22 protein-coding genes are annotated in these 22,886 nt (G+C 67.2%); 8 read left to right on the top strand and 14 right to left on the bottom strand.

Translation table 11 applies throughout. The annotated features are described in order from the left end of the window. Positions 1 to 120: 120 nt before the first annotated feature. A complete protein-coding gene (locus ACGLHS_RS20125) occupies positions 121 to 1,095 on the bottom strand; it encodes a tripartite tricarboxylate transporter substrate-binding protein (protein ID WP_093243066.1) in 975 nt (324 codons plus the stop codon). A 198-nt stretch (positions 1,096 to 1,293) separates the two neighbouring features. On the opposite strand from ACGLHS_RS20125, the gene ACGLHS_RS20120 reads away from it, so the two are divergent. Beyond that, complete coding sequence (locus ACGLHS_RS20120; protein WP_394482606.1) at positions 1,294 to 2,502, top strand: M48 family metalloprotease; 1,209 nt, start codon at positions 1,294 to 1,296, stop codon at positions 2,500 to 2,502. 167 nt (positions 2,503 to 2,669) lie between these two features. On the opposite strand, the gene ACGLHS_RS20115 is transcribed toward ACGLHS_RS20120, so the two are convergent. Continuing rightward, positions 2,670 to 3,830, bottom strand: a complete 1,161-nt coding sequence (locus ACGLHS_RS20115) for a citrate synthase (protein WP_394482604.1) — start codon at positions 3,828 to 3,830, stop codon at positions 2,670 to 2,672. An 83-nt stretch (positions 3,831 to 3,913) separates the two neighbouring features. Between ACGLHS_RS20115 and ACGLHS_RS20110 the strand changes: the two genes are divergently transcribed. Continuing rightward, positions 3,914 to 5,035 carry a citrate synthase/methylcitrate synthase gene (locus ACGLHS_RS20110; protein WP_394482602.1) on the top strand — a complete coding sequence of 374 codons (1,122 nt, stop codon included), beginning with the start codon at positions 3,914 to 3,916 and terminating at the stop codon, positions 5,033 to 5,035. Positions 5,036 to 5,137: 102 nt separating this feature from the next. Beyond that, positions 5,138 to 6,169 carry a hypothetical protein gene (locus ACGLHS_RS20105; RefSeq protein ID WP_394482599.1) on the top strand — a complete coding sequence of 344 codons (1,032 nt, stop codon included), beginning with the start codon at positions 5,138 to 5,140 and terminating at the stop codon, positions 6,167 to 6,169. Here the strand turns inward: ACGLHS_RS20105 and ACGLHS_RS20100 are convergent. The 7 genes from ACGLHS_RS20100 to ACGLHS_RS20070 all read right to left on the bottom strand — a co-directional run bounded on the left by ACGLHS_RS20100 (position 6,160) and on the right by ACGLHS_RS20070 (position 14,810). Continuing rightward, positions 6,160 to 7,407 (bottom strand): phenylacetate--CoA ligase family protein, encoded by a 1,248-nt coding sequence (locus ACGLHS_RS20100; protein ID WP_394482596.1) that lies wholly within the window; start codon positions 7,405 to 7,407, stop codon positions 6,160 to 6,162. The genes ACGLHS_RS20105 and ACGLHS_RS20100 overlap by 10 nt on opposite strands. Positions 7,408 to 7,613: 206 nt before the next feature. Continuing rightward, positions 7,614 to 8,426 (bottom strand): ABC transporter ATP-binding protein, encoded by an 813-nt coding sequence (locus ACGLHS_RS20095; RefSeq protein ID WP_093243473.1) that lies wholly within the window; start codon positions 8,424 to 8,426, stop codon positions 7,614 to 7,616. Between the two features lie 89 nt (positions 8,427 to 8,515). Then, a complete protein-coding gene (locus tag ACGLHS_RS20090) occupies positions 8,516 to 9,847 on the bottom strand; it encodes an ABC transporter substrate-binding protein (protein ID WP_394482592.1) in 1,332 nt (443 codons plus the stop codon). A gap of 72 nt (positions 9,848 to 9,919) precedes the next feature. After that, positions 9,920 to 10,984, bottom strand: a complete 1,065-nt coding sequence (locus ACGLHS_RS20085; RefSeq protein ID WP_013544061.1) for a branched-chain amino acid ABC transporter permease — start codon at positions 10,982 to 10,984, stop codon at positions 9,920 to 9,922. A gap of 5 nt (positions 10,985 to 10,989) precedes the next feature. Continuing rightward, positions 10,990 to 11,919: a branched-chain amino acid ABC transporter permease gene (locus tag ACGLHS_RS20080; RefSeq protein WP_093243085.1), complete on the bottom strand. Its 930-nt coding sequence runs from the start codon at positions 11,917 to 11,919 to the stop codon at positions 10,990 to 10,992. Positions 11,920 to 12,072: 153 nt separating this feature from the next. Further along, complete coding sequence (locus ACGLHS_RS20075) at positions 12,073 to 12,858, bottom strand: ABC transporter ATP-binding protein (protein ID WP_093243088.1); 786 nt, start codon at positions 12,856 to 12,858, stop codon at positions 12,073 to 12,075. After that, entirely contained in the window at positions 12,855 to 14,810 is a 1,956-nt protein-coding gene (locus tag ACGLHS_RS20070) for an AMP-dependent synthetase/ligase (RefSeq protein ID WP_394482586.1), read from the bottom strand. Before ACGLHS_RS20070 ends, ACGLHS_RS20075 begins: the two co-directional genes overlap by 4 nt. 84 nt (positions 14,811 to 14,894) lie before the next feature. Here ACGLHS_RS20070 and ACGLHS_RS20065 point away from each other — a divergent pair, with 84 nt between their 5' ends. From ACGLHS_RS20065 to ACGLHS_RS20050, 4 genes are all read left to right on the top strand, one after another. Further along, the gene (locus ACGLHS_RS20065) at positions 14,895 to 15,677 is read left to right on the top strand and encodes a Crp/Fnr family transcriptional regulator (protein ID WP_394482583.1); all 783 of its coding nucleotides are present in this window, start codon (positions 14,895 to 14,897) and stop codon (positions 15,675 to 15,677) included. Further along, positions 15,674 to 16,138, top strand: a complete 465-nt coding sequence (locus ACGLHS_RS20060) for a hypothetical protein (RefSeq protein ID WP_394482580.1) — start codon at positions 15,674 to 15,676, stop codon at positions 16,136 to 16,138. The genes ACGLHS_RS20065 and ACGLHS_RS20060 overlap by 4 nt, the downstream gene beginning before the upstream one ends. An 88-nt stretch (positions 16,139 to 16,226) precedes the next feature. Next, on the top strand, positions 16,227 to 16,997 hold the full coding sequence (locus ACGLHS_RS20055) for an SDR family NAD(P)-dependent oxidoreductase (protein ID WP_394482576.1): 771 nt from the start codon (positions 16,227 to 16,229) through the stop codon (positions 16,995 to 16,997). A gap of 32 nt (positions 16,998 to 17,029) precedes the next feature. Next, positions 17,030 to 17,287, top strand: a complete 258-nt coding sequence (locus ACGLHS_RS20050) for a hypothetical protein (RefSeq protein WP_093243098.1) — start codon at positions 17,030 to 17,032, stop codon at positions 17,285 to 17,287. Positions 17,288 to 17,432: 145 nt separating this feature from the next. Here ACGLHS_RS20050 and ACGLHS_RS20045 read toward each other — a convergent pair whose 3' ends face one another. Continuing rightward, on the bottom strand, positions 17,433 to 18,440 hold the full coding sequence (locus ACGLHS_RS20045; RefSeq protein WP_394482574.1) for an MBL fold metallo-hydrolase: 1,008 nt from the start codon (positions 18,438 to 18,440) through the stop codon (positions 17,433 to 17,435). A 60-nt stretch (positions 18,441 to 18,500) separates the two neighbouring features. Beyond that, a complete protein-coding gene (locus tag ACGLHS_RS20040; protein WP_093243102.1) occupies positions 18,501 to 19,481 on the bottom strand; it encodes a tripartite tricarboxylate transporter substrate binding protein in 981 nt (326 codons plus the stop codon). Between the two features lie 207 nt (positions 19,482 to 19,688). Between ACGLHS_RS20040 and ACGLHS_RS20035 the strand changes: the two genes are divergently transcribed. Further along, entirely contained in the window at positions 19,689 to 20,066 is a 378-nt protein-coding gene (locus tag ACGLHS_RS20035) for a VOC family protein (RefSeq protein WP_093243104.1), read from the top strand. A gap of 28 nt (positions 20,067 to 20,094) precedes the next feature. Here the strand turns inward: ACGLHS_RS20035 and ACGLHS_RS20030 are convergent, their stop codons facing one another. Genes ACGLHS_RS20030 through ACGLHS_RS20020 form a run of 3 tightly spaced genes read right to left on the bottom strand, consistent with a single transcriptional unit; the run spans position 20,095 to position 22,875 of the window. Further along, positions 20,095 to 20,676, bottom strand: a complete 582-nt coding sequence (locus tag ACGLHS_RS20030; RefSeq protein ID WP_394482570.1) for a superoxide dismutase — start codon at positions 20,674 to 20,676, stop codon at positions 20,095 to 20,097. 41 nt (positions 20,677 to 20,717) lie between these two features. Further along, the gene (locus ACGLHS_RS20025) at positions 20,718 to 21,392 is read right to left on the bottom strand and encodes a helix-turn-helix transcriptional regulator (protein WP_394482567.1); all 675 of its coding nucleotides are present in this window, start codon (positions 21,390 to 21,392) and stop codon (positions 20,718 to 20,720) included. Between the two features lie 46 nt (positions 21,393 to 21,438). Continuing rightward, a complete protein-coding gene (locus ACGLHS_RS20020; RefSeq protein ID WP_394482564.1) occupies positions 21,439 to 22,875 on the bottom strand; it encodes an efflux transporter outer membrane subunit in 1,437 nt (478 codons plus the stop codon). Positions 22,876 to 22,886: the final 11 nt, after the last annotated feature.

Raw genomic sequence — 22,886 nt, 5'->3', positions numbered from 1 at the left:
GGGGCTGGAGGGTGGAAGAAAAATCCCGGCCAGCATAACGAAAAAGCCGCCTGGCCCAGGGGGCTCAGGCGGCCTTGCGGCTGCTTGCGTGTGAAGGCAGTGGCGGTTGCTGTTCGTCGATCAGTCGGCGTACACGCCGGCGGCCTTGATGATCGGGCCCCACTTGGCGATCTCGGCCGCAACGAACTTCTTGTGTTCGGCCGGCTCGGTGCGCTTGTCGGTGGTGATCACCGCGCCCAGCGCTTCTTCACGCTTGATGAAGCCCGGGTCCTTCATGGCGGCCTTGACGGCTTCGTTGAGCTTCTTCAGCACCGGTGCCGGCGTGCCCTTGGGCGCGTACACGCCGTGCCAGATCGTCACTTCGAAGCCCTTCAGGCCCGACTCGTCCAGCGTCGGCAGGTCTTTCAGGCCGGGCGTGGTCAGGCGCTTGGCGGTGGTCACGGCATAGGCCTTGACCTTCTTGGCCTCGATCTGCGAGGTGGTGTTGGTGGTCTGGTCGCACAGCAGGTCGATCTGGCCGCCCAGCAGGTCGGCGATGGCCGGGGCCGTGCCCTTGTACGGCACGGGCGTCATCTCGACCTTGATCGCGCTCTGGAACAGCAGGCCACACAGGTGCGATGCGGCGCCCAGGCCGGCGTTGCCCAGGTTGATCTTGCCCTTGTTGGCAGCGATCCAGGTCGTCAGTTCCTTGTAGTTGTTGGCGGGCAGGCCGGGCTTGCCGATCAGCGTCATCGGCACTTCATTGACCATGCCCAGGTACTCGAAGTCGGTCTCGACGTTGAACGGCAGCTTGCGGTACAGCGCGGGCATGGTGGACATGCCGATGTGGTTCAGCAGCAGCGTGTAGCCGTCGGGGTTGGCGCGGGCCACCTTGGCCGTGCCGATGGAACTGCCCGCGCCCGCAGTGTTGTCCACCACGATCGTGGTGCCGAGCGTCTTCTGCATGGCTTCGGCGAGGTCGCGCGCCACACGGTCGGTCGGGCCGCCGGCCGCGAAAGGCACCACCAGCGTGACGGTCTTGTTCCCGGGGAAATCCTGGGCGTGAACACCGGCAGTGGCGGCGGCGATCGCCGCGAAGGCGAGCAGTTTCTTCATGATGTCTCCGAGAGGGGGTAAAAAGGCCGCGATCTTATCGGCTGACCGGGGCCTGACCTATACCGAATAGCCCTTAGACGGGTGTCGAATTTCGCCCCACTCTGGGGCATGATGCCGACCGGGCACTCGCGCAAGGGAAGGCGCGAAAACAACCACAAACAGCGCGGTCGCCACGGCCGCATCGAGGAGGAAATTCCAATGGATCCATGGGTCTATCCGCGCGAGCGCTGGCTCGGCACCGTCACGCTCGTGCTCGGCCTGCTGGTCTGGCTGCTGGTGATCGTCGGCACGCTGGGCATCGCGCTCGTCTATGTGCTGCTGGGCTTCATCGGCTACGTGTTCGCGCAGTCGGCCGTCATTGCGTGGATCAAGGGTACGGCCGTGAAGATCTCGCCGACCCAGCTGCCCGAGCTGCATGCGCGCTTCAAGGCCTGCTGCGGCTACCTCGGCATCGAGAACCCGCCCGAGGCGTATCTGCTGCACGGCAACGGCATGTTCAACGCCTTCGCCACCCGCTTCTTCGGCCGCAACTTCGTGGTGCTGCTGTCCGATGTGGTCGATGCGATGGAAGCGCAGCCCGACGGCATCAACTTCTACATCGGCCATGAGCTGGGCCACATCCGGCGCGGCCATCTCACGGGCCACATCTGGCGTGCCCCGGTGCTGTGGCTGCCGCTGCTCGGTGCCGCCTATGCACGCGCGAAGGAATACACCTGCGACCTGCACGGCGCGGCCTGCTGCGAAGAGCCCGACTCCGCGCCGCGCGCGCTCGTGGCGCTGGCCGCCGGTGCCCAGCAGTGGCGCAATGTCGACCTGCAAGGTTATGCCAACCAGTCGGCCGGCAACAGCGGCTTCTGGGCTTCGTTCCACGAGCTGATCGGCGGCTACCCATGGCTCACCAAGCGCGTGGCGCGTGCCATCGATCCGGCGGCGGCGCTGCCCAGCCGCAACCCGCTGGCCTATGTGCTCGCGATCTTCGTGCCGTACACGGGCCGTGCCGGTGGTGGCGCCCTGGGCGTGCTGATCGTCGTGGCCGTCATCGGCGTGGCGGCCGCCGCGGCGATCCCGGCCTACCAGGACTACGTTGCGCGCGCACAGGTCGTGCAGGCCTGGGCGGAAGGCGCGCCGGTGCGCGAGGCGCTCACCAGCTACTACACCGAGAAGGAAGAGATCCCCGACACCCTCGCCGCCGCGAACGCGCCCGACACGCTGCCCGGCGGCTCGGTGCTCACGTTCGACCCCGAGACGATGGTCGTCGAGGCCACCTTGCCGAAGCTGCCCCGGGGAATGAGCGGCGTGCTGCGCATGGAGCCTTCGTCTGCGGACAACGGCATCGTCTGGCATTGCGTGAGTGGGGACGACTTGCCGGTGAAGCTGTTGCCGCTGGGTTGCCGCAAGGTGAGGTAAGGCTGCTTTCGGGGCGTGTGCGGATGGCACCGGGTGGTCCCCTCCGCGAATGTCCCCCGGCCTGCGGCCTCCTCCTTTATTTCGCTGCGGGGACCACCCGGTGCCATCTGCACAATTGGCGCTGTGGGTGCGTGGTGGAACAACGGCAGCGCGTTGTCTTTCTTTTCTTATGAAGCGGCGGCAGGGCCTGTGTACCGCGCACGCGGTCTTATCAAATGCCCCGTGGCCTGTTGCTCCAGCACATGGGCCGTCCATCCGACAGTGCGCGCCAGCGCGAACAGCATGAGCGGTGCGCCGGGCGGCAGCTTGTGCACGGCGGCCAGCGCGGCGAGTGCAAAGTCGATGTTCACCGTCTCGCCGAGCAGCTTCTCGCCGATCTCACGCAACTCGGTGAAGGCGGGTGGCAATTCGATGTTGGCCAGCAGTGCATCGCATCGCGCATCGCCGTTCGGATAGAGCGGATGGCCGAAGGCCGCCAGTGGCCGGTCATGCGCGAGCCATTCGCGCACGGCGGCTTCGGTGCCGATGGCTGATGCATTGCGCATCAGCGCCTGCACGGCTGCCGATGCACCGCCATGCAAGGGCCCGGTCAACGTGGAGAGCCCGGTGAGCAGGCTCGCGGCGAGCGATGCGCCCGTCGATGCGGTCACGCGCGCGGCGAAGGTCGATGCGTTGAGCTCGTGGTCGGCCAGCAGCACCAACGCGCGGCGCAGATCATCGGCCGCGCGGGGGCGGCGCCATGCCGAAGCCAGCCGCGCGTGCAGTGCCACCGGCTTCGTGGGTGCGGGGCCGATCAGCGCATCGGCCAGCGTGCCGATCACGTCCGCCGCCTCGGCCTGCAACACGGCACGTGAACGGCCGCGCGAGGGTGGATCGACGGCGGCACGTGCCGCCAGTGCGAGCAGGCCGGCCTGCAAGGGCGTTGCGTCCTTGCGGGGCATCGTCATGGGCGCAACGGCCATGAAGCGGGGCGGTGCGCTTTCCCACAGCAGGGCGGCCACGTCTTCCAGCGTGGCGTGCGAGGCGAGCGTGCACGCATCCTGTCCGCGATAGAGAAGCCGGCCGTCGGCCACCGTCGACACCGCCGATGCCAGCACCGGCTCGCCCCACTGGATCGTTTCGCTTGCCACTGCTTCGGTGCTGCGCCGCCCGCGCGTGCGCGCCGCGATGCGCTGCACGTCGTCGCGGTGGTAGAGGCTGCGCCTCGGGTCGGTGGCGTCGGGCTTGGCGCGGATGCGGCCACGGCTCACGCTTGCATAAAGGGTCTGCGGGCGAACCTGCATCAGTTCGAGGGCCTCGCCCGCAGGCAGCCAGAGTGCTGTCTTCATCACCATGTTGATGGAATAAATCAAGATTGACGTCAATGTCAGTGTGGCCAGAATCAATGACATCGTCAAACCAGGAGAGAACGATGATTGAAGAGAACGGCCTCGAAGGCGTGGTGGCCGCGCACACGGTCTTGTCGGAAGTGGACGGTGCCGAAGGCCGGTTGGTCATTCGCGGCCACACGCTCGACGAGATTGCGCAGCACTGGCGCTTCGAAGACGTGGTGGCGCTGCTGTTCAAGGGCTTCTTCGACACGCTGCCCGGCAACGCCGTTGCGCTGCGCACCGCCCTGGGCCGCGCGCGGCGCGAAGCCTTCGAGCGCCTGCAGCCCAACGACGACAGCGTGCTGCGCCGGCTGCCGCCCATCGAGGCGGTGCGCGCGCTGCTCGCGCGCCTGCCCGATGGCGACGATCTGCAGACCGCGTTGCGCCTCGCGGCCGCGCCCGCCGTGTACACGGCGGCCGTCATGCGCTGGCGGCTGGGCGTGCAGGCGCTCGCGCCCGACGAAACCCTGCCGCACGCCGTCGACATGCTGCGCATGCTGCATGGCCGCACACCCACGGCCGCGCAGGGCGCCGCGCTCGACACCTACCTCGTCGCCGTCTGCGATCACGGCCTCAATGCCTCGACCTTTGCCGCGCGCGTGGTGGCGTCCACCGGCGCGGGGCTGGCGTCGGCCGTGCTCGCCGGCATCAGCGCGTTGAAGGGGCCGCTGCATGGTGGCGCTCCGGGTCCGGTGCTCGATGCGCTCGATGCCATCGGCACCGCCGCCAATGCGCGCCACTGGCTCGAAGGCGCGGTGGCCAGTGGGCAGCGCCTGATGGGTTTCGGCCATCGCATCTACCGCGTGCGCGATCCGCGCGCCGATGCGCTCAAGGGCGCGCTGCAGCGCTTGAGCGCCGAGGGCAGCGTCAACGCCGCGCGCTTTGAACTGGCGGAAGCGGCCGAGCAGGCCGCGCTGGCGATCCTGCGCGAGAAGAAGCCCGACCGCGCGCTGGAAACCAACGTCGAGTTCTACACCGCGCTGCTGCTCGAAGCGCTGGGCTTCGGCCGCGAAAGCTTTACCTGCGTGTTCGCGGCCGGCCGCGTGAGCGGATGGGTGGCGCATGCGCGCGAGCAGGTGCACAAGGGCCGGCTGATCCGCCCGCAGTCGGTGTACGTCGGCCCCGCGCCCGAGGAAGCGGGCGAAACCGCGCTCGCGCACTGAGCTGAGCCTGCGGCGCTGACGGGGCGCCCGCCCGTCATCCGATACCCTCGCAGTCTTCGCATGCCGGTTGCGGCATGCGCGATTCAACGCGAAAGTATTCCCATGACGGCGAACCCCTCTCACTCCCGCGCGCTGCGCCTGCCCCGCGACTTCGCGCTCCTCGCGGTGGGCCTTGACGCGCTCCTGTTCGTGATCAACATGGCCGCGCTGCTGCTGCCCTCCACGCCGCAGGCCGGGCAGATGCGCCAGGCGTATGCCATTCCGGGCGTGTGGATCATGCTGCTCGCGGGCACGGCCGTGTCGTGGGTGCTGGTGGCGACGCTCTCGTGGAGCCACGCGCGCAACGCGCTCGAACGGCAGGGCGTGGCCCGCGTGGCACTGGCGGACGACGCAAGGCTGCGCTTCGGCGGCGTGTGGGTGCTGGTGCTGGTGCTGAACTACTACGCGCTGACGCCGCTGTTCTACGAGGTGCAGGTACTCTTCATGCCGGGCGGCCGGTTCGCGGATGTCTTCGGCGATTCGCCGTTGCGCATCTCGATGAGCGTGGCCATGGTGCTGCAGTCGCTCATCCAGCTGGCGGTGACCGTGCTCGGCCTGTGGCTGGCGGCGCGCATCGCGCTGATGACGCGTCGCGGCGCATCGGTGCCGGCGCAAGAAGAGACGCTGCCGGCCGAGGTGCCCGGTGCATCGCCCTCATCGCCGCGCCGGGCCGTCGCGATGGTCGCGGCGGCCATGCTCGCGGGGCTTCAGTTGTGGGGCGGCATTGCCGTGGCGCGCTGGGCACCGCCGGGCAGCGACGTGGATGCGCCGACGCTGCTGCTCGCCTGGGTGTTGCCGGCCCTCGTGACCTTCGCGCTCGCCTTCTGGGGCGGCTGGCTCGGCACCAAGCCAGGCCTCTCGATCGTGCGCCCCTTCCGGGCCGTGGCGGCCGCGGTGCTGGCCTTTCTGCTGGTGCAGGTGAGCTGCATCGTCATCGCGATCGTCTGGCTGTTCATGGCGGCGACGGCATCGTTCAGCTTCTACGGCGGCGGTGGTCTCGTCGGTTTCATCCTGGCGCTGGTGCTGCTGTACATGGCGCTGACGGTGCTGCTGATGCGCTTCGCCACGCGCTGGCTGTACCGCCGCTACTTGTAGCTGCGCGCGTCCTCGATCACCTTGCCGTCGTTGGGCAGGCTGCCCGGCGCCACCAGTTCGATGGTGCCGCGCAGCTTGGTCACTTCGCGCACCGCATCGGCAATGCGCGCGTCGAGCCCGGCCGGTGCGCCCGCGCATTCGAGTCTGAAGGTCATCTGGTCGTCGCCCATCTCGCCCGACACCAGGAGGCGCGCGCGCTGGATCTCCGGAAAGCGCCGCGCGATCTCCGCGACCTGCGACGGATGCACGAACATGCCGCGCACCTTGGTGGTCTGGTCGGCGCGGCCGAGCCAGCCCTTGATGCGCTTGTTGGTGCGGCCGGTGGGGCAGGTGCCCGCGAGCACCGCGGAAAGGTCGCCGGTGCCGAAGCGCACCAGCGGGTAGTCGGGGTTGAAGCTGGTGACGACGATCTCGCCCACCTCGCCATCGGGCACCGGGTCGCCGGTGCCGGGGCGCACGATCTCGACCAGCACGCCTTCGTCGATCACCAAGCCTTCGCGCGCGCTGGTTTCATAAGCGATGAGGCCCAGGTCGGCGGTGGCATAGCACTGCGTGCCCTTCACGCCATGTGCGGCGATCCAGTCGTGCAGGCTCGGCGGAAAGGCCTCGCCCGACACGAGGGCCTTGGTGAGCGAGGGCAACCGGGTCCCTTTCTCCTCGGCCTTCTCCAGCAGGATCTTCAGGAAGCTCGGCGTACCCGCATAGCCTTCGGGCTTGAGGTCGACGATGGCTTCGAGCTGCTGTTCGGTCTGGCCAGTGCCACCCGCGAACACGGTGCAGCCCATGGCGCGTGCACCGCTTTCCATGATCGAGCCAGCCGGTGTCATGTGGTAGCTGAAGCTGTTGTGGATCAGCTCGCCGCTGCGAAAGCCCGCCGCGTGCAGGGCCCGCGCGGTGCGCCAGTAGTCGCGCGCTTCGCCTTCGGGTTCGTAGATGGTGCCGGGGCTCGCGAACACGCGGGGCATGCGCGGGCCGCGTGCAATGGATGCAAAGCCGCCGAACGGGTCGTCGGCGCGGCGTGCCTTCTGCAGGTCGAGCAATTCCGATTTGCGCGTGACGGGAAGTTTCGCGAGCGCTTCGCGCGTCGTGACGTTCGCCGGCTTCACGCCGTCGAGGATCTTGTTGAACGCGGAGGTCGCGGTCTGTGCCTGCGCGATCTGTTTCGGCAGCGCGGCCAGCAGGTCGCGTTCGCGCTCGGCGGGGTCGCGGATTTCAAGCTTGTCGTAGTGGTCGGTCATGTCCGCACCCTTCGTCTTTCAAATCGGTTTTCACCATGCTGGCGTGTGGTCCGGGGGCGTGCACAGGACACCGGGGACTCCCCTTTGCGAATGTCCCCCGGGCCTGCGGCCTCCTCCTTCATTTCGCTGCGGGGAGCACCCGATGCCCTGCGCACAAAAAGCGCTGTCGTCGTGTTCGCCGATCAACCTGCACCCCGCATGCACCTTCAAGCCAGCCACCTCTTGCGCCGCTTGTAGCTCTTCACATCGCGAAAGCTCTTGCGGTCCGCACCGCCGACGCCGAGGTAGAACTCCTTCACGTCCTCGTTCTCGCGCAGGCTCTTCGCTTCGCCGTCCATCACGATGCGCCCGTTCTCCAGGATGTAGCCGTAGTCGGCGTAGCGCAGCGCCATGTTGGTGTTCTGCTCGGCCAGCAGGAAGGTCACGCGTTCCTTGGTGTTGAGGTCTTTCACGATCTCGAACACCTCTTCGACGATCTGCGGCGCGAGACCCATCGAGGGTTCGTCGAGCAGCACCATCGTCGGGTTGGCCATCAGCGCGCGGCCGATGGCGCACATCTGCTGTTCGCCGCCCGATGTGTAGGCGGCCTGCGAGGCGCGCCGCGTCTTCAGGCGCGGGAAGTAGGCGTAGACCTTGTCCAGCGTCTGCTGCACGGCGGCCTTGCCATCGGTGCGCGTGTAGGCGCCGGTCATCAGGTTCTCTTCGATCGTCAGGTGGGCAAAGCAGTGGCGGCCTTCCATCACCTGGATCAGCCCGCGCTTGACCAGCTCGGCCGGCGACAGCGCCTCGATGCGTTCGCCGCGCAGCTCGATGGTGCCCTTGGTCACGGCGCCGCGTTCGCCCGCGAGCAGGTTGCTCACGGCGCGCAGCGTGGTCGTCTTGCCCGCGCCGTTGCCGCCGAGCAGCGCCACGATGCCGCCCTCGGGCACGGTGAGCGACACGCCCTTGAGCACGAGGATCACGTGGTTGTAGATGACCTCGATGCCGTTGACGTTGAGGAGGATGTTGGGTTCGCTCATGGTGTGGTCCGAAGCATTCGACAACGCGGCAAGGCGTCGCGCTGTCGAATGGCGGCTCTTGCGAGCCGCCACGGAACTCGGTCAGTGCATCAAGACTGGCAATCCGCTGCGTCGCGGCGCGTCAGCTTCTTCTCGGTCGCGTACTTGTCAGCCGCGGCCTTGGCCATCGGCTTGATGATCTGGTCGTCGGCCTGGTACCACTCGGGCGCGATGTTCCACTTGGCGCCGTCCCAGGTTTCCATGCGTGCCCAGGTCGAGCCGATGTGGTCCTGGCACGAGGTGCTCACCGGACGCATCACGCCGGCGAAGCCGAGCGCGTCGAGCTTCTTCTGGTCGAGCGCCAGGTTCTCAAGGCCCCAGCGCACCTGCTCGCCGGTCATGACCTTGCCCTTGCCGAAGCGCTCCTGCGCGCGCCGCACTGCCTCGACGCCGAGCATCGAGATGATCGTGCCGCGCGTGTACAGCACCGAGCCCACTTCTTCCTTCGGACCGGTGCCCTGGCCCTTGTCGTGCACCTGCTTGATGATGTCCTGGATCACCTTGTTGTCGGGGCCGGAGCCGTTCAGCGCGAGCGCGTTGTAGCCCTTGGCATTGGCACCCACGTCCTTCACGTCGGGCTCCGCGCCGGCCCACCACACGCCGTACATCTTCTCGCGCGGGTAGCCGGTGGCCACGGCTTCCTTGAGCGCGGTGGAGTTCATCACGCCCCAGCCCCACAGCAGCACGAAATCTGGACGCTGCTGGCGCACCTGCAGCCAGGCCGACTTCTGCTCGACGCCCGGCGCCGTCACCGGAATCAGCGACAGGTCGAAGCCGTGCATCTTGGCGCGCTCCTGCAGCAGCGGGATCGGCTCCTTGCCGAACGGCGAGTCGTGGTAGACGAGGGCGATCTTCTTGCCCTTGAGCTTGTCCATGCCGCCTTCCTTCTTGCCCAGGTGCTGGATCAGGATGTCGGCCGCGGTCCAGTAGGAGCCCATCAGCGGGAAGTTCCACTTGAACACGCCACCATCTTGCGAGGCCGCAAGGCCATAGCCCAGCGTGACCAGCGGGATCTTGTCGGTGAGCACCTTGTCGGTCAGCGCGAAGGTGATGCCGGTGGCCTGCGGGTCGAACAGCGCAACACCGGGGCGGCCCTTCAGGCGCTCATAGCATTCGACACCCTTGTCGGTGGCGTAGCCGGTTTCGCATTCTTCAAAGGTGACCTTCACGCCGTTGATGCCGCCTTGCGCATTCACCAGCTTCAGGTAGTCCTGCTTGCCGTTGGCCCAGGGCGTGCCGTTGGGCGCGTAGGGGCCGGTGCGGTACACCAGCAGCGGGAAGAACTGCTCCTTGGCCTGTGCCTGCGCGAGCGATGGCGCGAGCATGGCGCCGAGAGTGCTGGCCACCAGGGCGGCGGTCAGAGCGAGCGATTTCAGTTTCATGCCTGTCTCCTTATGTGGGCACCTCGGTGCCGGGTTTTTTGCGAACGAACGAACGGGAACTCTGGAAACGAATCAATGCGGGAAGGGCCAAAGGCGCAGCTTCTCCTTGGCCGTGGACCACAGCCGCGCAAGGCCATGCGGCTCGACGATCAAAAAGAACACGATCAGCGCGCCGAAGATCATGGTCTCCAGGTGCGAGGCCAGCGCGGTGGAAATCGAGAAGCCCAGCCACGCAGGCAACTGGTTCAAGAACAGCGGCAGCAGCACGATGAAGGCGGCGCCGAAGAAACTGCCCATGATCGAGCCGAGCCCGCCGATGATCACCATGAACAGCAACTGGAACGAGCGGTCGATGCTGAAGGCCGCCGGCTCCCACGCACCCAGGTGAATGAAGCCCCACAGCGCGCCGGCCACGCCGACGATGAAGCTGCTCACCGCAAAGGCCGTGAGCTTGGCGTACACCGGGCGAATGCCGATCACCGCGGCCGCCACGTCCATGTCGCGCATGGCCATCCACTCGCGGCCGATGGCGCTGCGCACGAGGTTCTTGGCGAGCAGCGCGAACACCACCACGAAGATCAGGCAGAACAGGTACTTCTGCACCGGCGACTCGATCGGCACGCCGAACACGTTGAGCCCCGCCACGCTCACCGAACCCGACGACGAGTTGTTGGTGAACCACTGGATGCGCAGGAACGCCCAGTCGGTGAAGAACTGCGCCGCGAGTGTTGCCACCGCGAGGTACAGCCCCTTGATGCGCAGGCTCGGAATGCCGAACAGCACGCCGATCACCGTCGCGCACAGGCCGCCCAGCAGCAGCGAGGCGATGAGCGGCATGCCGTCGATGCGCACCTGAAAGTTGTAGGCTGCGTACGCGCCTACGGCCATGAAGGCGCCGGTGCCCAGCGAGATCTGGCCGCAGTAGCCGACGAGGATGTTCAGGCCGAGGGCCGCGAGCGAAAGAATCAGGAAGGGCGTGAGGATGGCGCGCATCCAGTAGTCGGACACACCCAGCGGCACCACGATGAAGGCCACGAGCAGCAGCACCAGCATCGCGATGCGGTCCTGCGCGATGGGCAGGATCTGTTGGTCGGCCCTGTAGCTCGACTTGAACTGGCCGTTTTCTCTGTAGAACATCGCGTTCAGACCCGATCGATGATCTTTTCGCCGAACAGCCCTTGGGGCCGCACGAGCAGGAAGACCAGTGCAAGAACATAGGCAAACCAGATCTCGATGCCGCCACCGAGCATGGGGCCGAGATAGATTTCGGACAACTTCTCGCCCACGCCGATCAACAGGCCGCCGATGATCGCGCCCGGTATCGACGTAAGCCCGCCGAGGATCACCACCGGCAGTGCCTTCAACGCCACCAGCGAGAGCGAGAACTGCACACCCAGCTTCGACCCCCAGATGATCCCGGCCACCAGCGCCGAGAAACCGGCCACCGACCACACGATCACCCAGATGCGCGACAGCGGAATGCCGATCGACTGCGCGGCCTGGTGGTCGTCGGCCACCGCGCGCAGGGCACGGCCCGTGGCGGTCTTCTGGAAGAAGATCGCGAGCACCACCACCAGCGCGGCCGCCACCAGTGCGGCAACCAGGTCTTCCTGGCTCAGCAGCAGGCCGCCGTCGAAGGTGCCCTGCAGCACCATCAGCGGCTCCTTGGGCATGCCCACGTCGATCTTGTAGATGTCGTTGCCGAACAGCGTCTGGCCCAGGCCGTCGAGAAAGTAGGCAATGCCCAGCGTGGCCATCAGCAGCGTGATGCCTTCCTGGTTCACCAGCTTGCTGAGTGCGAGCCGCTCGATCAGCCAGGCGACGACGATCATCACGGCCATGGCCGCGACGAAGGCCAGGATGTTGGCGAGGATCTGGCTCTGGAAGCCGAACCACAGCGGGAACCACTCGGCAAAACGCGCCATGGCGAGCGCAGCGAAAAGCACCATCGCGCCCTGCGCGAAGTTGAAGACGCCGGAAGCCTTGTAGATCAGCACGAAGCCGATGGCGATCAGCGAATAGAGCATGCCGACCATGAGGCCGCCGAAGAGGGTTTCCAGGAAAAAGCCCATGGTCAGTGTCTTTCTTGTTTTTCTCCCTCCCCCGCTGGGGGAGGGTTGGGGTGGGGGCAAGCGGCGCATCCATCGGGCGCTCTGCGTGCCCCCATCCCAGCCTTCCCCCAGAGGGGGAAGGAGCGGTGCTTCAGGGCGAGGTGGGGCATGGCGTCAGTGCTCCACACCCAGATACGCCCGGATCACGTCTTCGTTGTTCCGCACTTCATCCGGCGTCCCATCCCCGATCTTCTTGCCGTAGTCCAGCACCACCACGCGGTCCGAGATGTCCATCACCACGCCCATGTCGTGCTCGATCAAGACGATGGTCGCGCCGAACTCGTCGTTCACGTCGAGGATGAAGCGGCTCATGTCCTGCTTCTCTTCCACGTTCATGCCGGCCATGGGCTCATCGAGCAGCAGCACCTGCGGCTCCATCGCAAGCGCGCGGCCGAGGTCCACGCGCTTTTGCAGGCCGTAGGGCAGGCGGCCCACGGGCGTCTTGCGGTGCGCCTGGATCTCGAGAAAGTCGATGATGTGCTCGACGAACTCGCGGTGCTGCAGCTCCTCGCGCTCTGCCGGGCCCCAGCGGAAGGCCTGCGCCAGCAGCCCGCTCTTCATCTTGAGGTTGCGCCCCGTCATGATGTTGTCGAGCACGCTCATGCCCTTGAACAGCGCCAGGTTCTGGAAGGTGCGTGCCACGCCCATCTCGGCCACCTGGCGCGAGTTCATGTGCTTGAAGGTCTGGCCGCGGAAGGTGATGGAGCCCTGCTGCGGCCAGTACACGCCGTTGATGCAGTTCAGCATCGAGCTCTTGCCCGCGCCGTTCGGCCCGATGATGGCGCGCACCTCGTGCTCGCGCACGTTGAAGCTGATGTCCGTCAGCGCCTTCACGCCGCCGAAGCTCAAAGAGATGTTCTGCACGTCGAGGATGACGTCGCCGGTTTTACGCGCGCTCATGCCGCTGCCTTCACGATGGGGAAGGTCTTGGCTTCGACGATCTTCAGCGTGGCACTCACCACGCCCGTGCGTCCGTCCTCGAACTTGACCTGGGTCTCGATGTACTGCTCGGTCTTGCCGCCATACAGGGCATTGACCAGCACCGCGTATTTCTCGGCGATGAAGCCGCGCCGCACCTTGCGCGTGCGGGTCAGCTCGTCGTCGTCGGGGTCCAGCTCCTTGTGCAGCACCAGGAAGCGCGCGATCTGCGTCTCGCCCATGCCGTCTTCGCCGGCAAGGTCGGCGTTGACCTTGGCAATGCACTCGGCCACCAGCGCGAGCACGTCGGGCTTGCCGGCCAGGTCGACATAGCCGCCGTAGGCCAGGCCGCGCCGCTCGGCCCAGTTGCCCACCGCCTCGAAGTCGATGTTGACGGCCGCGCACACCTCGTCGCGCCCGTTGCCGAAGCACACGGCTTCCTTGATCTGCGGAAAGAACTTGAGCTTGTTCTCGATGTAGTTCGGCGCAAAGATCGCGCCGCTCACGAGGCGGCCCACGTCCTTCGCGCGGTCGATGATGCGCAGGTGCCCTTCGCTGTCGAGCACGCCCGCGTCGCCGGTGTGAAAGTAGCCGTTGGCATCGAGCACCTCGGCCGTGGCGTCGGGGCGCTTGTAGTACTCCTTGAGCACCGAGACGCCGCGCACCAGCACCTCGCCGTCTTCGGCGATCTTGAGTTCGATGCCGGGTGCGGCGGTGCCGACCGTCTGCAGCTTGACCTTGCCGTCCTGCTGCAGGCACACGTAGGCGCAGGTCTCGGTCTGGCCGTAGAACTGCTTGAGGTTCACGCCGATGGAGCGATAGAAGCGGAACAGGTCGGGCCCGATGGCCGCGCCCGCCGTGTAGGCCACGCGGATGCGGCTCATGCCCAGCACGTTGCGCAGCGGCCCGTAGATCAGCAGGTTGCCCAGCGCGTACATCAGCCGGTCGCCGGTGCCCACCGGCGCGCCGTTGAGGATGTCGGCGCCCACGCGCTGCGCCAGCGCCATGAACTTCGCATACAGCCAGCGCTTGGGCGCGGCCGCGTCTTCCATGCGGATCGACACAGCCGTGAGCAGGCCTTCGAAGGTGCGCGGCGGGCCGAAGTAATAGCTCGGGCCGATCTCGCGCATGTCGTTCATCACCGTCTCGCTCGACTCGGGGCAGTTGAGCGTGAAGCCGCCCACCAGCCATTGCGCCACCGAGAACAAATGGTCGCCCACCCACGCCATCGGCAGGTAGCTCATGATGTTGTCGCCGGGGCCGAGCTTGTCGGTTTCCACGCCGCCGCGGCCCGCCGCGATGAAGCTCGCATGCGTCTGGCACACGCCCTTGGGGCGGCCGGTGGTGCCCGAGGTGTAGAGGATCACGCCGACGTCGGTGGCTTCGCCGCTCGCCACCGCACGGTCGTAGTAGCCCACGTTGGACTTGTCGAAGGCGCGGCCCAGTTCGCGCAGCTGCTCGTAGCTCATCAGCCCCGGCTGGTCGTAGTGGCGCAGGCCCTTGGGGTCGTCGTAGATGATGTGGCGAATGCTTGGCTGCTTGTCTTTCTGGAGCTCGCGGCATTCGAGCAGCTTGTCGACCTGCTCCTGGTCTTCGACGATCACGAACTCGATGCCCGCGTCCTGCAGCATGAAGACCATCTCGCTGGCCACCGCGTCCTGGTAGAGCGGCACCGGCACGCCGCGCAAGCTCTGCGCCGCGATCACCGCCATGTACAGGTGCGGCCGGTTGGCACCCACGATGGCGAGGTTGTCGAAAGGCTTGAAACCCAGGCTCGCCAGACCGCAGGCCATTTCGCGCACCTCTTGCGCCACGGCGTTCCAGGTCCAGGTTTGCCAGATGCCAAGGTCTTTCTCGCGCACGGCGGGTGCCTCGGGACGGGCCTCGGCATGCGCGAGCAGCAGACGGGGGAAGGTGGGGGCGGTTGTTTGCACAGTGGGCGGATCGTAGGTCTCACTTTGACGCCCGGTTGTCGTTCCAACGACAATCCTAGGGACACTACTCCCCGGAGTTTCCCGATGCCTCACGGCAATCTTTCCCATGGCGGTTCTCGCAGCGTGCTCGGCGGTTCGATCAAGGACCGCGTGCGTCCCGCCAATGCCGCAGAGCTCGACGGCATTCCCTGGCTGCCCACGCTCACGCCCGCCGAGCGGCGCCGCGCCGAGGCCACGCTGGTGGTCGGCGAGGCCGAGCCCGGCGACCTGGTCTGCCGCGTCGGCCGCTCGCCCACCTACTGGTTCGGCGTGGTCGAAGGCCTGCTCAAGATGAGCAACGACAGCGCCGACGGCGGCTCCGTCACCTACACCGGCGTTCCGCCCGGCGGCTGGTTCGGCGAAGGCACTGTGATGAAGCGCGAGCCCTACCGCTACAACATCCAGGCGCTGCGGCGCAGCCTGATCGCGGGCCTGCCGACCGAGAGCTTCCACTGGCTGCTCGACCATTCCATCGGCTTCAACCGCTTCGTGATGAACCAGCTCAACGAGCGGCTCGGCCAGTTCATCGCCGCGCTGGAGATCGACCGGCTCAACAACCCCGACGCGCGCGTGGCGCGCAACCTGGTGTCGCTGTTCAACCCGGTGCTGTACCCCGGCGTGGGCGAGGTGCTGCGCATCACGCAGCAGGAGCTGGCGTATCTGGTGGGCCTGTCGCGCCAGCGCGTGAACGAGGCGCTCAACGGCCTGTCGGCGCAGGGGTTGATCCGCGTGGAGTACGGTGGGCTGCGCGTGCTCGACCTGCCTGGCCTGCGCGTGAGCGCGATGTCGAGCAAGAAGAACCCCGCACCGGAAACCGAAAAATCATGAGCCTCACCGACCAGCTACAGATCGTGCCCGCCAACGCCGAGGCGGGCTTCATTCCGCCGCCCGAGGCGCCCAAGCCGAAGACCGATGACGCTGGCCCGACGCTCGAGGAAGCCATCGCGCGCAACGAGGCGCTGACCGAGAAGATCGATGCGCTCGACGCCATCCTGGCCAAGCCGCTCCATGAGATCCTGGCCGACCGCGAGAAGGCCGAAGAGGCGGCGCTCGCGTGGGACCGCTTCGGCGCGATGTGGATGCTGTCGCAGCGCGCCATGCGGCGCGTGGCATTCGACCTCGCGGCGCAGCTCGGCGTGAGCGAGCAAGAGGTCGTCGCGCGTGCCATGGCCAATGCCAACGCGGTGCTCAATGGCGCGGACGAGGTCGATCTTGGCGGCAGCGTCGCACCGGCGCAGCTGCAGCACATCGCACGGCACCGCAACTTCCTGCGCAAGCAGTTCAAGTGAACCCGGCGCCGGTCGGCGCGCATGCCGACGTGCCCGGTCGCCTCATTCCATTTACCCTTACCGCCTTCGTTCAAGAAAGAGTTTTCCGATGACCGCTGCTTCTTCCCACCTCACCCTGATCACCGGCGCCTCGCGCGGCCTGGGCCGTGCCATGGCCGAACAGCTGCTGCAGGCCGGCCACACGGTGCTCGGCATTTCGCGCAAGCAAGACCCGCAACTGGCAGAGATCGCCAAGGCCGCCGGCGCCGAACTCACGCAATGGGAGCAGGACCTGTCCGACCCGGTGGCCGCATCGGCCCGCGTGTCGGTATGGCTCAAGGCCATCGATGCGCAGCGCTTCGACAGCGTGACCCTCATCAACAACGCCGGCACCGTGGGCAACCCCGCGCCGCTGTCGAGCGCCGTCGAAGCCGAGCTGTCGCTGGCCCTGCGCATCGGCCTCGAAGCGCCGATGCTGCTGACCGCCGCCTTCCTGGGCGCGACCCGCGGATGGCGCGGCGCGCGCAAGGTGCTGAACGTCTCGTCGGGCCTGGGCCGCAACGCCATGGGCAGCCAGGCGCCTTACTGCGCGGCCAAGGCAGGCATGGACCGTTTCTCGCAGGCCGTGGCGCTCGAAGAGGCCGGCGCTCCGAACGGCGCGCGCATCGTGTCGCTCGCGCCCGGCATCATCGACACCGACATGCAGGTGCAACTGCGCGGCGCGTCGGCCGAGAAGTTTCCGGACCGCACGCGCTTCGTGAGCATGAAGGAAGAGGGGCGCCTCGACAGCCCCACCTCCGCGGCGGCCAAGGTGCTGAAGTACCTGGCGCGCGAAGACTTCGGCAGCAACCCCGTGGCCGACGTGCGCGACCCGACCTGAGCGCGGAAGAGAAGAAAACAAGCGAGCACACCATGGCCACTGCCAAGTCGATCGACACCCTCGAATACAAGCTCTTTCCGTCGCCGAGGAACGTGCACCGCATCGTCTTCGCGCACCAGGTCTTCGTGCCCTACCCGTACGCGTTGATCGTGATGGACGAGTTCTACTTCAAGGGCCGCTACAGCCTGTTCTCGGCGTGCCGGATGAGCGACGGAAAGATGGGGCAGGTGGCGACGTTCGAGGATGCGGCGGACGTGGCGATCTTCAACGCGAAGTTCGTGCCGGACTGAGCCCGTCCTTCGGTATTTCTCCCTCCCCCGCTGGGGGAGGGCAGGGGTGGGGGCAGGCGGCGTATCAAATGCTGTCGGCGCAACCAGCGCCGCTTGCCCCCATCCCAACCTTCCCCCAGAGGGGGAAGGAGCAACGCAGCATCGCTCACTGCATCGCAAACCTGTCGCGCTGCGCCTGCGCACATTCCCCCATCACGCTCAACGCCCGCTCCACCGTCGGCGTGCCCATCACGAACGGGTTCGCCGCACCCGCCGGCTGCTGCCGCAGCGCCGCCATCTTGGCTTGCGAGCTGTCGACGTTCGAGTGGTTCGACAGCAGTACGTCGATGCCTTGCGCTCTGGCCACCGCGTCCATGCGCCGCGTGGACGCGATGTAGCTGTCCAGCCGCGGCACGTCCTTGCCGAAGTTGAAGCCCGTGCCGCCCCAGAGCATGGCGCGGTGCTTCCTGCCGTTCTCGCTCACGTCGAACACCGGCGAGAGCGTGCCCATGGTGTGGCCCGGCGTCAGGTACAGCGTGACGGTGGTGTCGCCCAGGGTGACGCGGTCGCCGTCCTTCACCGAGATGTCGCGCCTGGGCGGCGCGCCCCAGACCGGCGTGGCGAACTCCAGCCGGGTCTCGGTCATCGTCCAGTCGGCATCGCTCATGACCACGCGCGCGCGGTACTTTTGTGCCAGGTAGGGCGCGCCGCCGTAGTGGTCGCCGTGGCCGTGCGTGACGATCACGTACTTGATCTGCGCCGGGTCGAGGCCCAGCTTGCGCATGCCGCCCTCGATCAGCGCGGCCGCTTCCACCTGGTTGTTGAGCGCATCGATGAGGATGATGCCGTCCGAGGTCTTGATGGCCCAGGCGCTCACCCAGTCGGCGCCCACGAAGTACAGGTTGTCGAAGGCCCGGGTGGCCGGCGGTGCCGGCTTGTTGATGAGCAGGGGAAGGCCCTTGTCGAGTTCCTCCTGCGGCGGCCGCGTGGCGGGGGCGGGCTTGCACAGCGAGAGCAGGGGGCCGAGGTCGGTGCCCGCGGCCTGCGTGGCCGCCGCGACGTGGGCGGCGACGGTTGCGTCGGAGGGTTTCTGCGCAGGCGTCTGCGCGCAACCCTGGACGAGAGCGACAACCGCCGCCAGGGCGGCTGTCTTCAGTGAAAGCGAAGGAACCATCGGTGTCTCCATGCCGTCGTCGCGGCTTGTCCTGGAGACACCATTCTGCGGTGCGCCGGTTTATTCGATGGTCGCGCCCGAGGCTTGCACGATGCCCTTCCACTTCTCGTAGTCGGTCTTCAGCAGCGCGCCGAACTGCTCCGGCGTCATGCTCTCGGGCTCCGCGCCCTGGGCGATGATGGCCGCCTTCATCTCGGGCGTGGCCAGCAGCTTGTTGATCTGGGCGTTGAGCGTGGCGACCACGTCCTTCGGCGTGCCGGTCGGCACGAAGATGCCGTACCAGGTGCTCACGTCGAAGCCCTTGTAGCCCAGCTCGGCCACGGTGGGCGTGTCGGGCAGCGAGGTGCTGCGCTTGATCGAGGTCACGGCCAGCGGGCGCAGCTTGCCCGACTTGATCTGCGCCATGGCCGACGGCACCGACGACACCATCAGGTCGACGTTGCCCGCGAGCACGTCCATCATGGCCGCGTTGGAGCCCTTGTAGGGCACGTGGCGCATCTTGATCTTGGCGGCGCCGTTGAAGATCTCGCCGGCCAGGTGGATGGTGGTGCCGTTGCCGGGCGAGCCGTAGGTGACGGTGTCGGGCGCGGCGCGCGCGGCCTTCACCACGTCGTCGAGCGTCTTGAACCTGGAGTTGGCCTGCGTGACGATCACCACCGGCGTGTAGGCCACGTGGGCCACGGCCGTGAGGTCCTTCACCGGGTTGTAGCTCAGGTTCTTGTAGAGCCAGGGCGCGACGACCATGTTGTCTTTCTGGCCCATCACGATGTCGTAGCCCGTGGGCGCGGCGCGCGCGGCCTCGGCGATGCCGATGGTGCCGCCGGCACCGCTGCGGTTGTCGGGCACCACGGTCCAGTGGTTCGCCTCGGTGAGCTTCTGGGCGACCAGGCGCGCCAGGATGTCGGTGCCGCCGCCGGGCGGGAAGGGCACGACCATGCGGATCGGCTTGGCGGGGTAGGACTGCGCTTGCGCGGCGGTCGAGAAGAAAGCCAGCGGGAGCGCCAGCGCGATGGCCAACTGGCCGAAGTGTCTGCGGATCATGGGTGTTGTCTCTTTGTCGGGGCGATTCGGGGTTACAGCCATTGCCTTCACTGCACCAGCGGTGCAGTGTGCCGGAAGCCGCGCAGGGCGGATTTCTTCATTCGCGATGGGGCTCGTATCGGCTCGCGGTGGCTGTTTCCCTTCGTGGCTTGACAGACGCCTGCTTGCGCCGAACATGGCGTGTCATTGATTTCACAGGAGACGCCCATGCTCGGAAACATCAATGCGGTGGCCACCCTCGCGGTGAAAGACCTCGCCGCGGCCCGCCGCTTCTACGAAGACGCGCTGGGCCTGGCGCAGGTCGGCGCGCACGGCGAGGAGGTGATCGTCTATCGCTGCGGCAGCACCGTCGTGAACGTGTACCGCTCGGCCTTCGCCGGCACCAACCAGGCCACGGCCGTGACCTGGTCGGTCGGCGCCGACATCGGGCGCATCGTCGATGCGCTGAAGGCCAAAGGCGTCCGCTTCGAGCACTACACCCTGCCCGACACCACGCTCGAAGGCGACCTGCATGTCATGGGCGACATGAAGGTCGCGTGGTTCAAGGACCCGGACGGCAACATCCTCAACCTCATCAACGCCTGAGGCATTGCCGCCATGCGGCTGTCGTCGATCAGCCGAAGTTCTTGGCGACGAAGTCCCAGTTGACCAGCTTGGCCAGGAAGGTCTCGACGAACTTCGGGCGCAGGTTGCGGTAGTCGATGTAGTAGGCGTGCTCCCAGACGTCGACGGTCAGCAGTGCGGTGTCGGCGGTGGTCAGCGGCGTGCCGGCGGCGCCGGTGTTCACGATGTCCACCGAACCGTCGGGCTTCTTCACCAGCCAGGTCCAGCCCGAACCGAAGTTGCCCACGGCCGACTTCACGAACGCTTCCTTGAAGGCGTCAAAAGTGCCCCACTTGGCATCGATGGCCTTGGCCAGTGCGCCGGTGGGCGCGCCGCCGCCTTGCGGCTTCATGCAGTTCCAGAAGAAGGTGTGGTTCCAGATTTGCGCGGCGTTGTTGTAGATGCCACCGCTGGCCTTCTTGATGATCTCTTCCAGCGTCAGGGCTTCGAACTCGGTGCCCTTTTGCAGGTTGTTCAGGTTCACGACGTAGGCGTTGTGGTGCTTGCCGTAGTGGTACTCCAGCGTCTCTTGCGAGTACTCGGGTGCCAGCGCGTCGAGGGCGTAGGGCAGGGGAGGGAGCTTGTGTTCCATGGTGGGTCCTTGTGGTTGGTTATGGATAAAGAAAAATCGCTTCAGGCTTGTGGTGTGGCGCCTGTTTTCGGGGTGACCTGGTAGGCGCAGCGCCGTGCGCCCGCCAGCACGTGTTCGACGCGGCTGACGCTCACGTCGGGCCCCAGCACTTCGTCGAAGAGTTGCAGCTCGCTGCGGCAGAAACCTGTGCAGGCCTGCGCCGCGGTGCAGATGGGGCAATGGTTCTCGATGAAGAGAAAGCCGTCGCCCTCGGGCCGGAACTCGGCCATGTAGCCCTCGCGGCTGCGGATCTCGGCAAGGCGCTCCAGCCGCGTCTTGAGGCTGCGCGCACCGCGCATGGCCTCCGTGTAATTGGCGCGCATGGTGTTCTCGCGCGCGCCGATGAGCTGGTCCATGCCCTTCTGGCCGAACACGCTGATGACGGCGCTGATCATCTGCACCGTCATCTCGGCATGCGTGTCGGGAAAGCGCTTGTGGCCCTCGCCGGTGAGCCGCCAGATCTGCGTGGGCCGGCCGCGCCCGCTGGCGCGGCTTTCGGCGTCCACCAGCTTGTCGGCCTCCAGCTTGGCCATCTGCTGGCGCACCGCTTCCACCGTCACGTTCAGCACCTTGGCGATATCGGGAATGCCGAGCGCGCCGCGGGTCTTGAGCGTGGAAAGGATGCGGTCTGCCGGCTGGTGCGGCATCCAGGTGGGCTTGGCATCTGGGGCGGACATGGGCGGGTTCAATCGTGGAGAAAGTCGGGGCTGATCGGCGTCATTGTCAGGTGGTTGGACCTCCCCTCCCATCCGAAGGTGCTTGCCACCCGCCGCCCAGCGCCTTGTAGAGCGCCACGAGGCTGGTGTACGAGGCGGTCTCGGCTTCGGCCACTGCGTCTTGCGCGCGCAGCAGGGTGCGCTGCGCGTCGAGCACGCTCAGGTAGGGTGCGGCGCCTTCGCGGTAGCGCACCTCGGCCAGTTCGGCGGCGCGGCCGCTGCGGGCCGCGGCTTCCACCAGCCGCTGCAGGCGCAACTGGTTCTGGCCGTAGCCGGTGAGCGCGCCTTCCACGTCCTCGATGGCGCGCAGCACCGTCTGCTCGTAGAGCGCGCGGTCGCCTTCGGCACGGGCCTCGGCACCGCGCACGCGGGCCTTGACCGAGCCCAGCCGCAGCGCGGGCCAGTTCACGCCGGGCGTCACGCTGAAGGCGCGGCTCGACGAGCTGCCGAGGTCGGAACCCCGCAGCGCGATGAAGCCCAGGAAGCCGCCGATGTCGAACCGCGGATACAGCTCGGCCGTGGTGGCGCCCACGTCGGCCGTGCTGGCCGCAAGGCCGCGCTCGGCGCGCAGCACATCGGGCCGGCGCCGCAGCAGGTCGTTCAGGTCGCCGATGGGCAGGCGCTTGTCGAGCACGTGCAGGGGTTGCGGCCGCAGCATGGGCTCCAGCTCGGCCGGGCGCAGGCCCGCCAGCACGGCCACGCGGTAGGCCGACTGGCGGCGCGTGGTCTCGAGCGCGGGCAGCTGGCTTTCGGTGGTCGCGAGGTTGGCCTGCGCGCTCGCCAGGTCGCCTTCGAGGCCACGGCCGGTCTGCACCTGCGCCTCGGTCACGCGCAGGCTCTGGCGCAGGCTGTCGAGCGTGCGGCGCGTCACGGCGATGCGCTGCTCGGCGCCGCGCATCTCGTAGTAGTTGCGGGCCAGCTCGGCCACGGCCACGATGCGCACCTGTTCGAGGTCGGCCGCCGAGGCCTGGGCGCGCGCCGTGGCCGCTTCGTCGAGCCGCTGCAGGCGGCCGAACAGGTCGATCTCCCACGAGGCATCGAAGCCCGCGCGGCTGCTCTGTGCCAGCGACCGCACATCGGGTTGGGCGCCGTTGTTGCCCTGCGCGATGCTGCGCGTCTTGCTCGCGCTCGCCGTCACGACGGGCAGGCGGTCAAGCTCGGCTTCGGTCTGCGTGGCGCGGGCTTCCAGCAAGCGGGCCTGCGCGATGCGGATGTCGTGGTTGTTGCCAAGCGCGCGCTCGATCAGCGCATCGAGCTGCGCATCGTCGAGCTGGTGCCACCAGTCGCGCTGCACCGCGTCGTTGGCGAACAGCGACTGCTCGGGCGCGGAGATGGCCACCGGTGCATCCGCCGGCGCCGTGTAGGTCGGCCCGACGGCGCAACCTGCCAGCACCAGCAGGCTCAACGCGAAGGGCGCGGTGTATGAAAAGAGTCTTGTGTTCATGGTCGTGCTCC

It is taken from the genome of Variovorax sp. VaC1 (assembly GCF_043658315.1).
In the GTDB taxonomy this organism is placed as follows: domain Bacteria; phylum Pseudomonadota; class Gammaproteobacteria; order Burkholderiales; family Burkholderiaceae_C; genus Variovorax.
The sequence above is the reverse complement of the archived record's forward strand: the minus strand, read 5'-3'. Positions and strand labels throughout refer to the sequence as shown.

Coding starts and splice junctions, on each gene's coding strand:
- ACGLHS_RS20125 (WP_093243066.1), bottom strand. CDS start 1,095: ATGAAGAAACTGCTCGCCTTCGCGGCGATCGCCGCCGCCACTGCCGGT.
- ACGLHS_RS20120 (WP_394482606.1), top strand. CDS start 1,294: ATGGATCCATGGGTCTATCCGCGCGAGCGCTGGCTCGGCACCGTCACG.
- ACGLHS_RS20115 (WP_394482604.1), bottom strand. CDS start 3,830: ATGAAGACAGCACTCTGGCTGCCTGCGGGCGAGGCCCTCGAACTGATG.
- ACGLHS_RS20110 (WP_394482602.1), top strand. CDS start 3,914: ATGATTGAAGAGAACGGCCTCGAAGGCGTGGTGGCCGCGCACACGGTC.
- ACGLHS_RS20105 (WP_394482599.1), top strand. CDS start 5,138: ATGACGGCGAACCCCTCTCACTCCCGCGCGCTGCGCCTGCCCCGCGAC.
- ACGLHS_RS20100 (WP_394482596.1), bottom strand. CDS start 7,407: ATGACCGACCACTACGACAAGCTTGAAATCCGCGACCCCGCCGAGCGC.
- ACGLHS_RS20095 (WP_093243473.1), bottom strand. CDS start 8,426: ATGAGCGAACCCAACATCCTCCTCAACGTCAACGGCATCGAGGTCATC.
- ACGLHS_RS20090 (WP_394482592.1), bottom strand. CDS start 9,847: ATGAAACTGAAATCGCTCGCTCTGACCGCCGCCCTGGTGGCCAGCACT.
- ACGLHS_RS20085 (WP_013544061.1), bottom strand. CDS start 10,984: ATGTTCTACAGAGAAAACGGCCAGTTCAAGTCGAGCTACAGGGCCGAC.
- ACGLHS_RS20080 (WP_093243085.1), bottom strand. CDS start 11,919: ATGGGCTTTTTCCTGGAAACCCTCTTCGGCGGCCTCATGGTCGGCATG.
- ACGLHS_RS20075 (WP_093243088.1), bottom strand. CDS start 12,858: ATGAGCGCGCGTAAAACCGGCGACGTCATCCTCGACGTGCAGAACATC.
- ACGLHS_RS20065 (WP_394482583.1), top strand. CDS start 14,895: ATGCCTCACGGCAATCTTTCCCATGGCGGTTCTCGCAGCGTGCTCGGC.
- ACGLHS_RS20060 (WP_394482580.1), top strand. CDS start 15,674: ATGAGCCTCACCGACCAGCTACAGATCGTGCCCGCCAACGCCGAGGCG.
- ACGLHS_RS20055 (WP_394482576.1), top strand. CDS start 16,227: ATGACCGCTGCTTCTTCCCACCTCACCCTGATCACCGGCGCCTCGCGC.
- ACGLHS_RS20050 (WP_093243098.1), top strand. CDS start 17,030: ATGGCCACTGCCAAGTCGATCGACACCCTCGAATACAAGCTCTTTCCG.
- ACGLHS_RS20045 (WP_394482574.1), bottom strand. CDS start 18,440: ATGGTTCCTTCGCTTTCACTGAAGACAGCCGCCCTGGCGGCGGTTGTC.
- ACGLHS_RS20040 (WP_093243102.1), bottom strand. CDS start 19,481: ATGATCCGCAGACACTTCGGCCAGTTGGCCATCGCGCTGGCGCTCCCG.
- ACGLHS_RS20035 (WP_093243104.1), top strand. CDS start 19,689: ATGCTCGGAAACATCAATGCGGTGGCCACCCTCGCGGTGAAAGACCTC.
- ACGLHS_RS20030 (WP_394482570.1), bottom strand. CDS start 20,676: ATGGAACACAAGCTCCCTCCCCTGCCCTACGCCCTCGACGCGCTGGCA.
- ACGLHS_RS20025 (WP_394482567.1), bottom strand. CDS start 21,392: ATGTCCGCCCCAGATGCCAAGCCCACCTGGATGCCGCACCAGCCGGCA.
- ACGLHS_RS20020 (WP_394482564.1), bottom strand. CDS start 22,875: ATGAACACAAGACTCTTTTCATACACCGCGCCCTTCGCGTTGAGCCTG.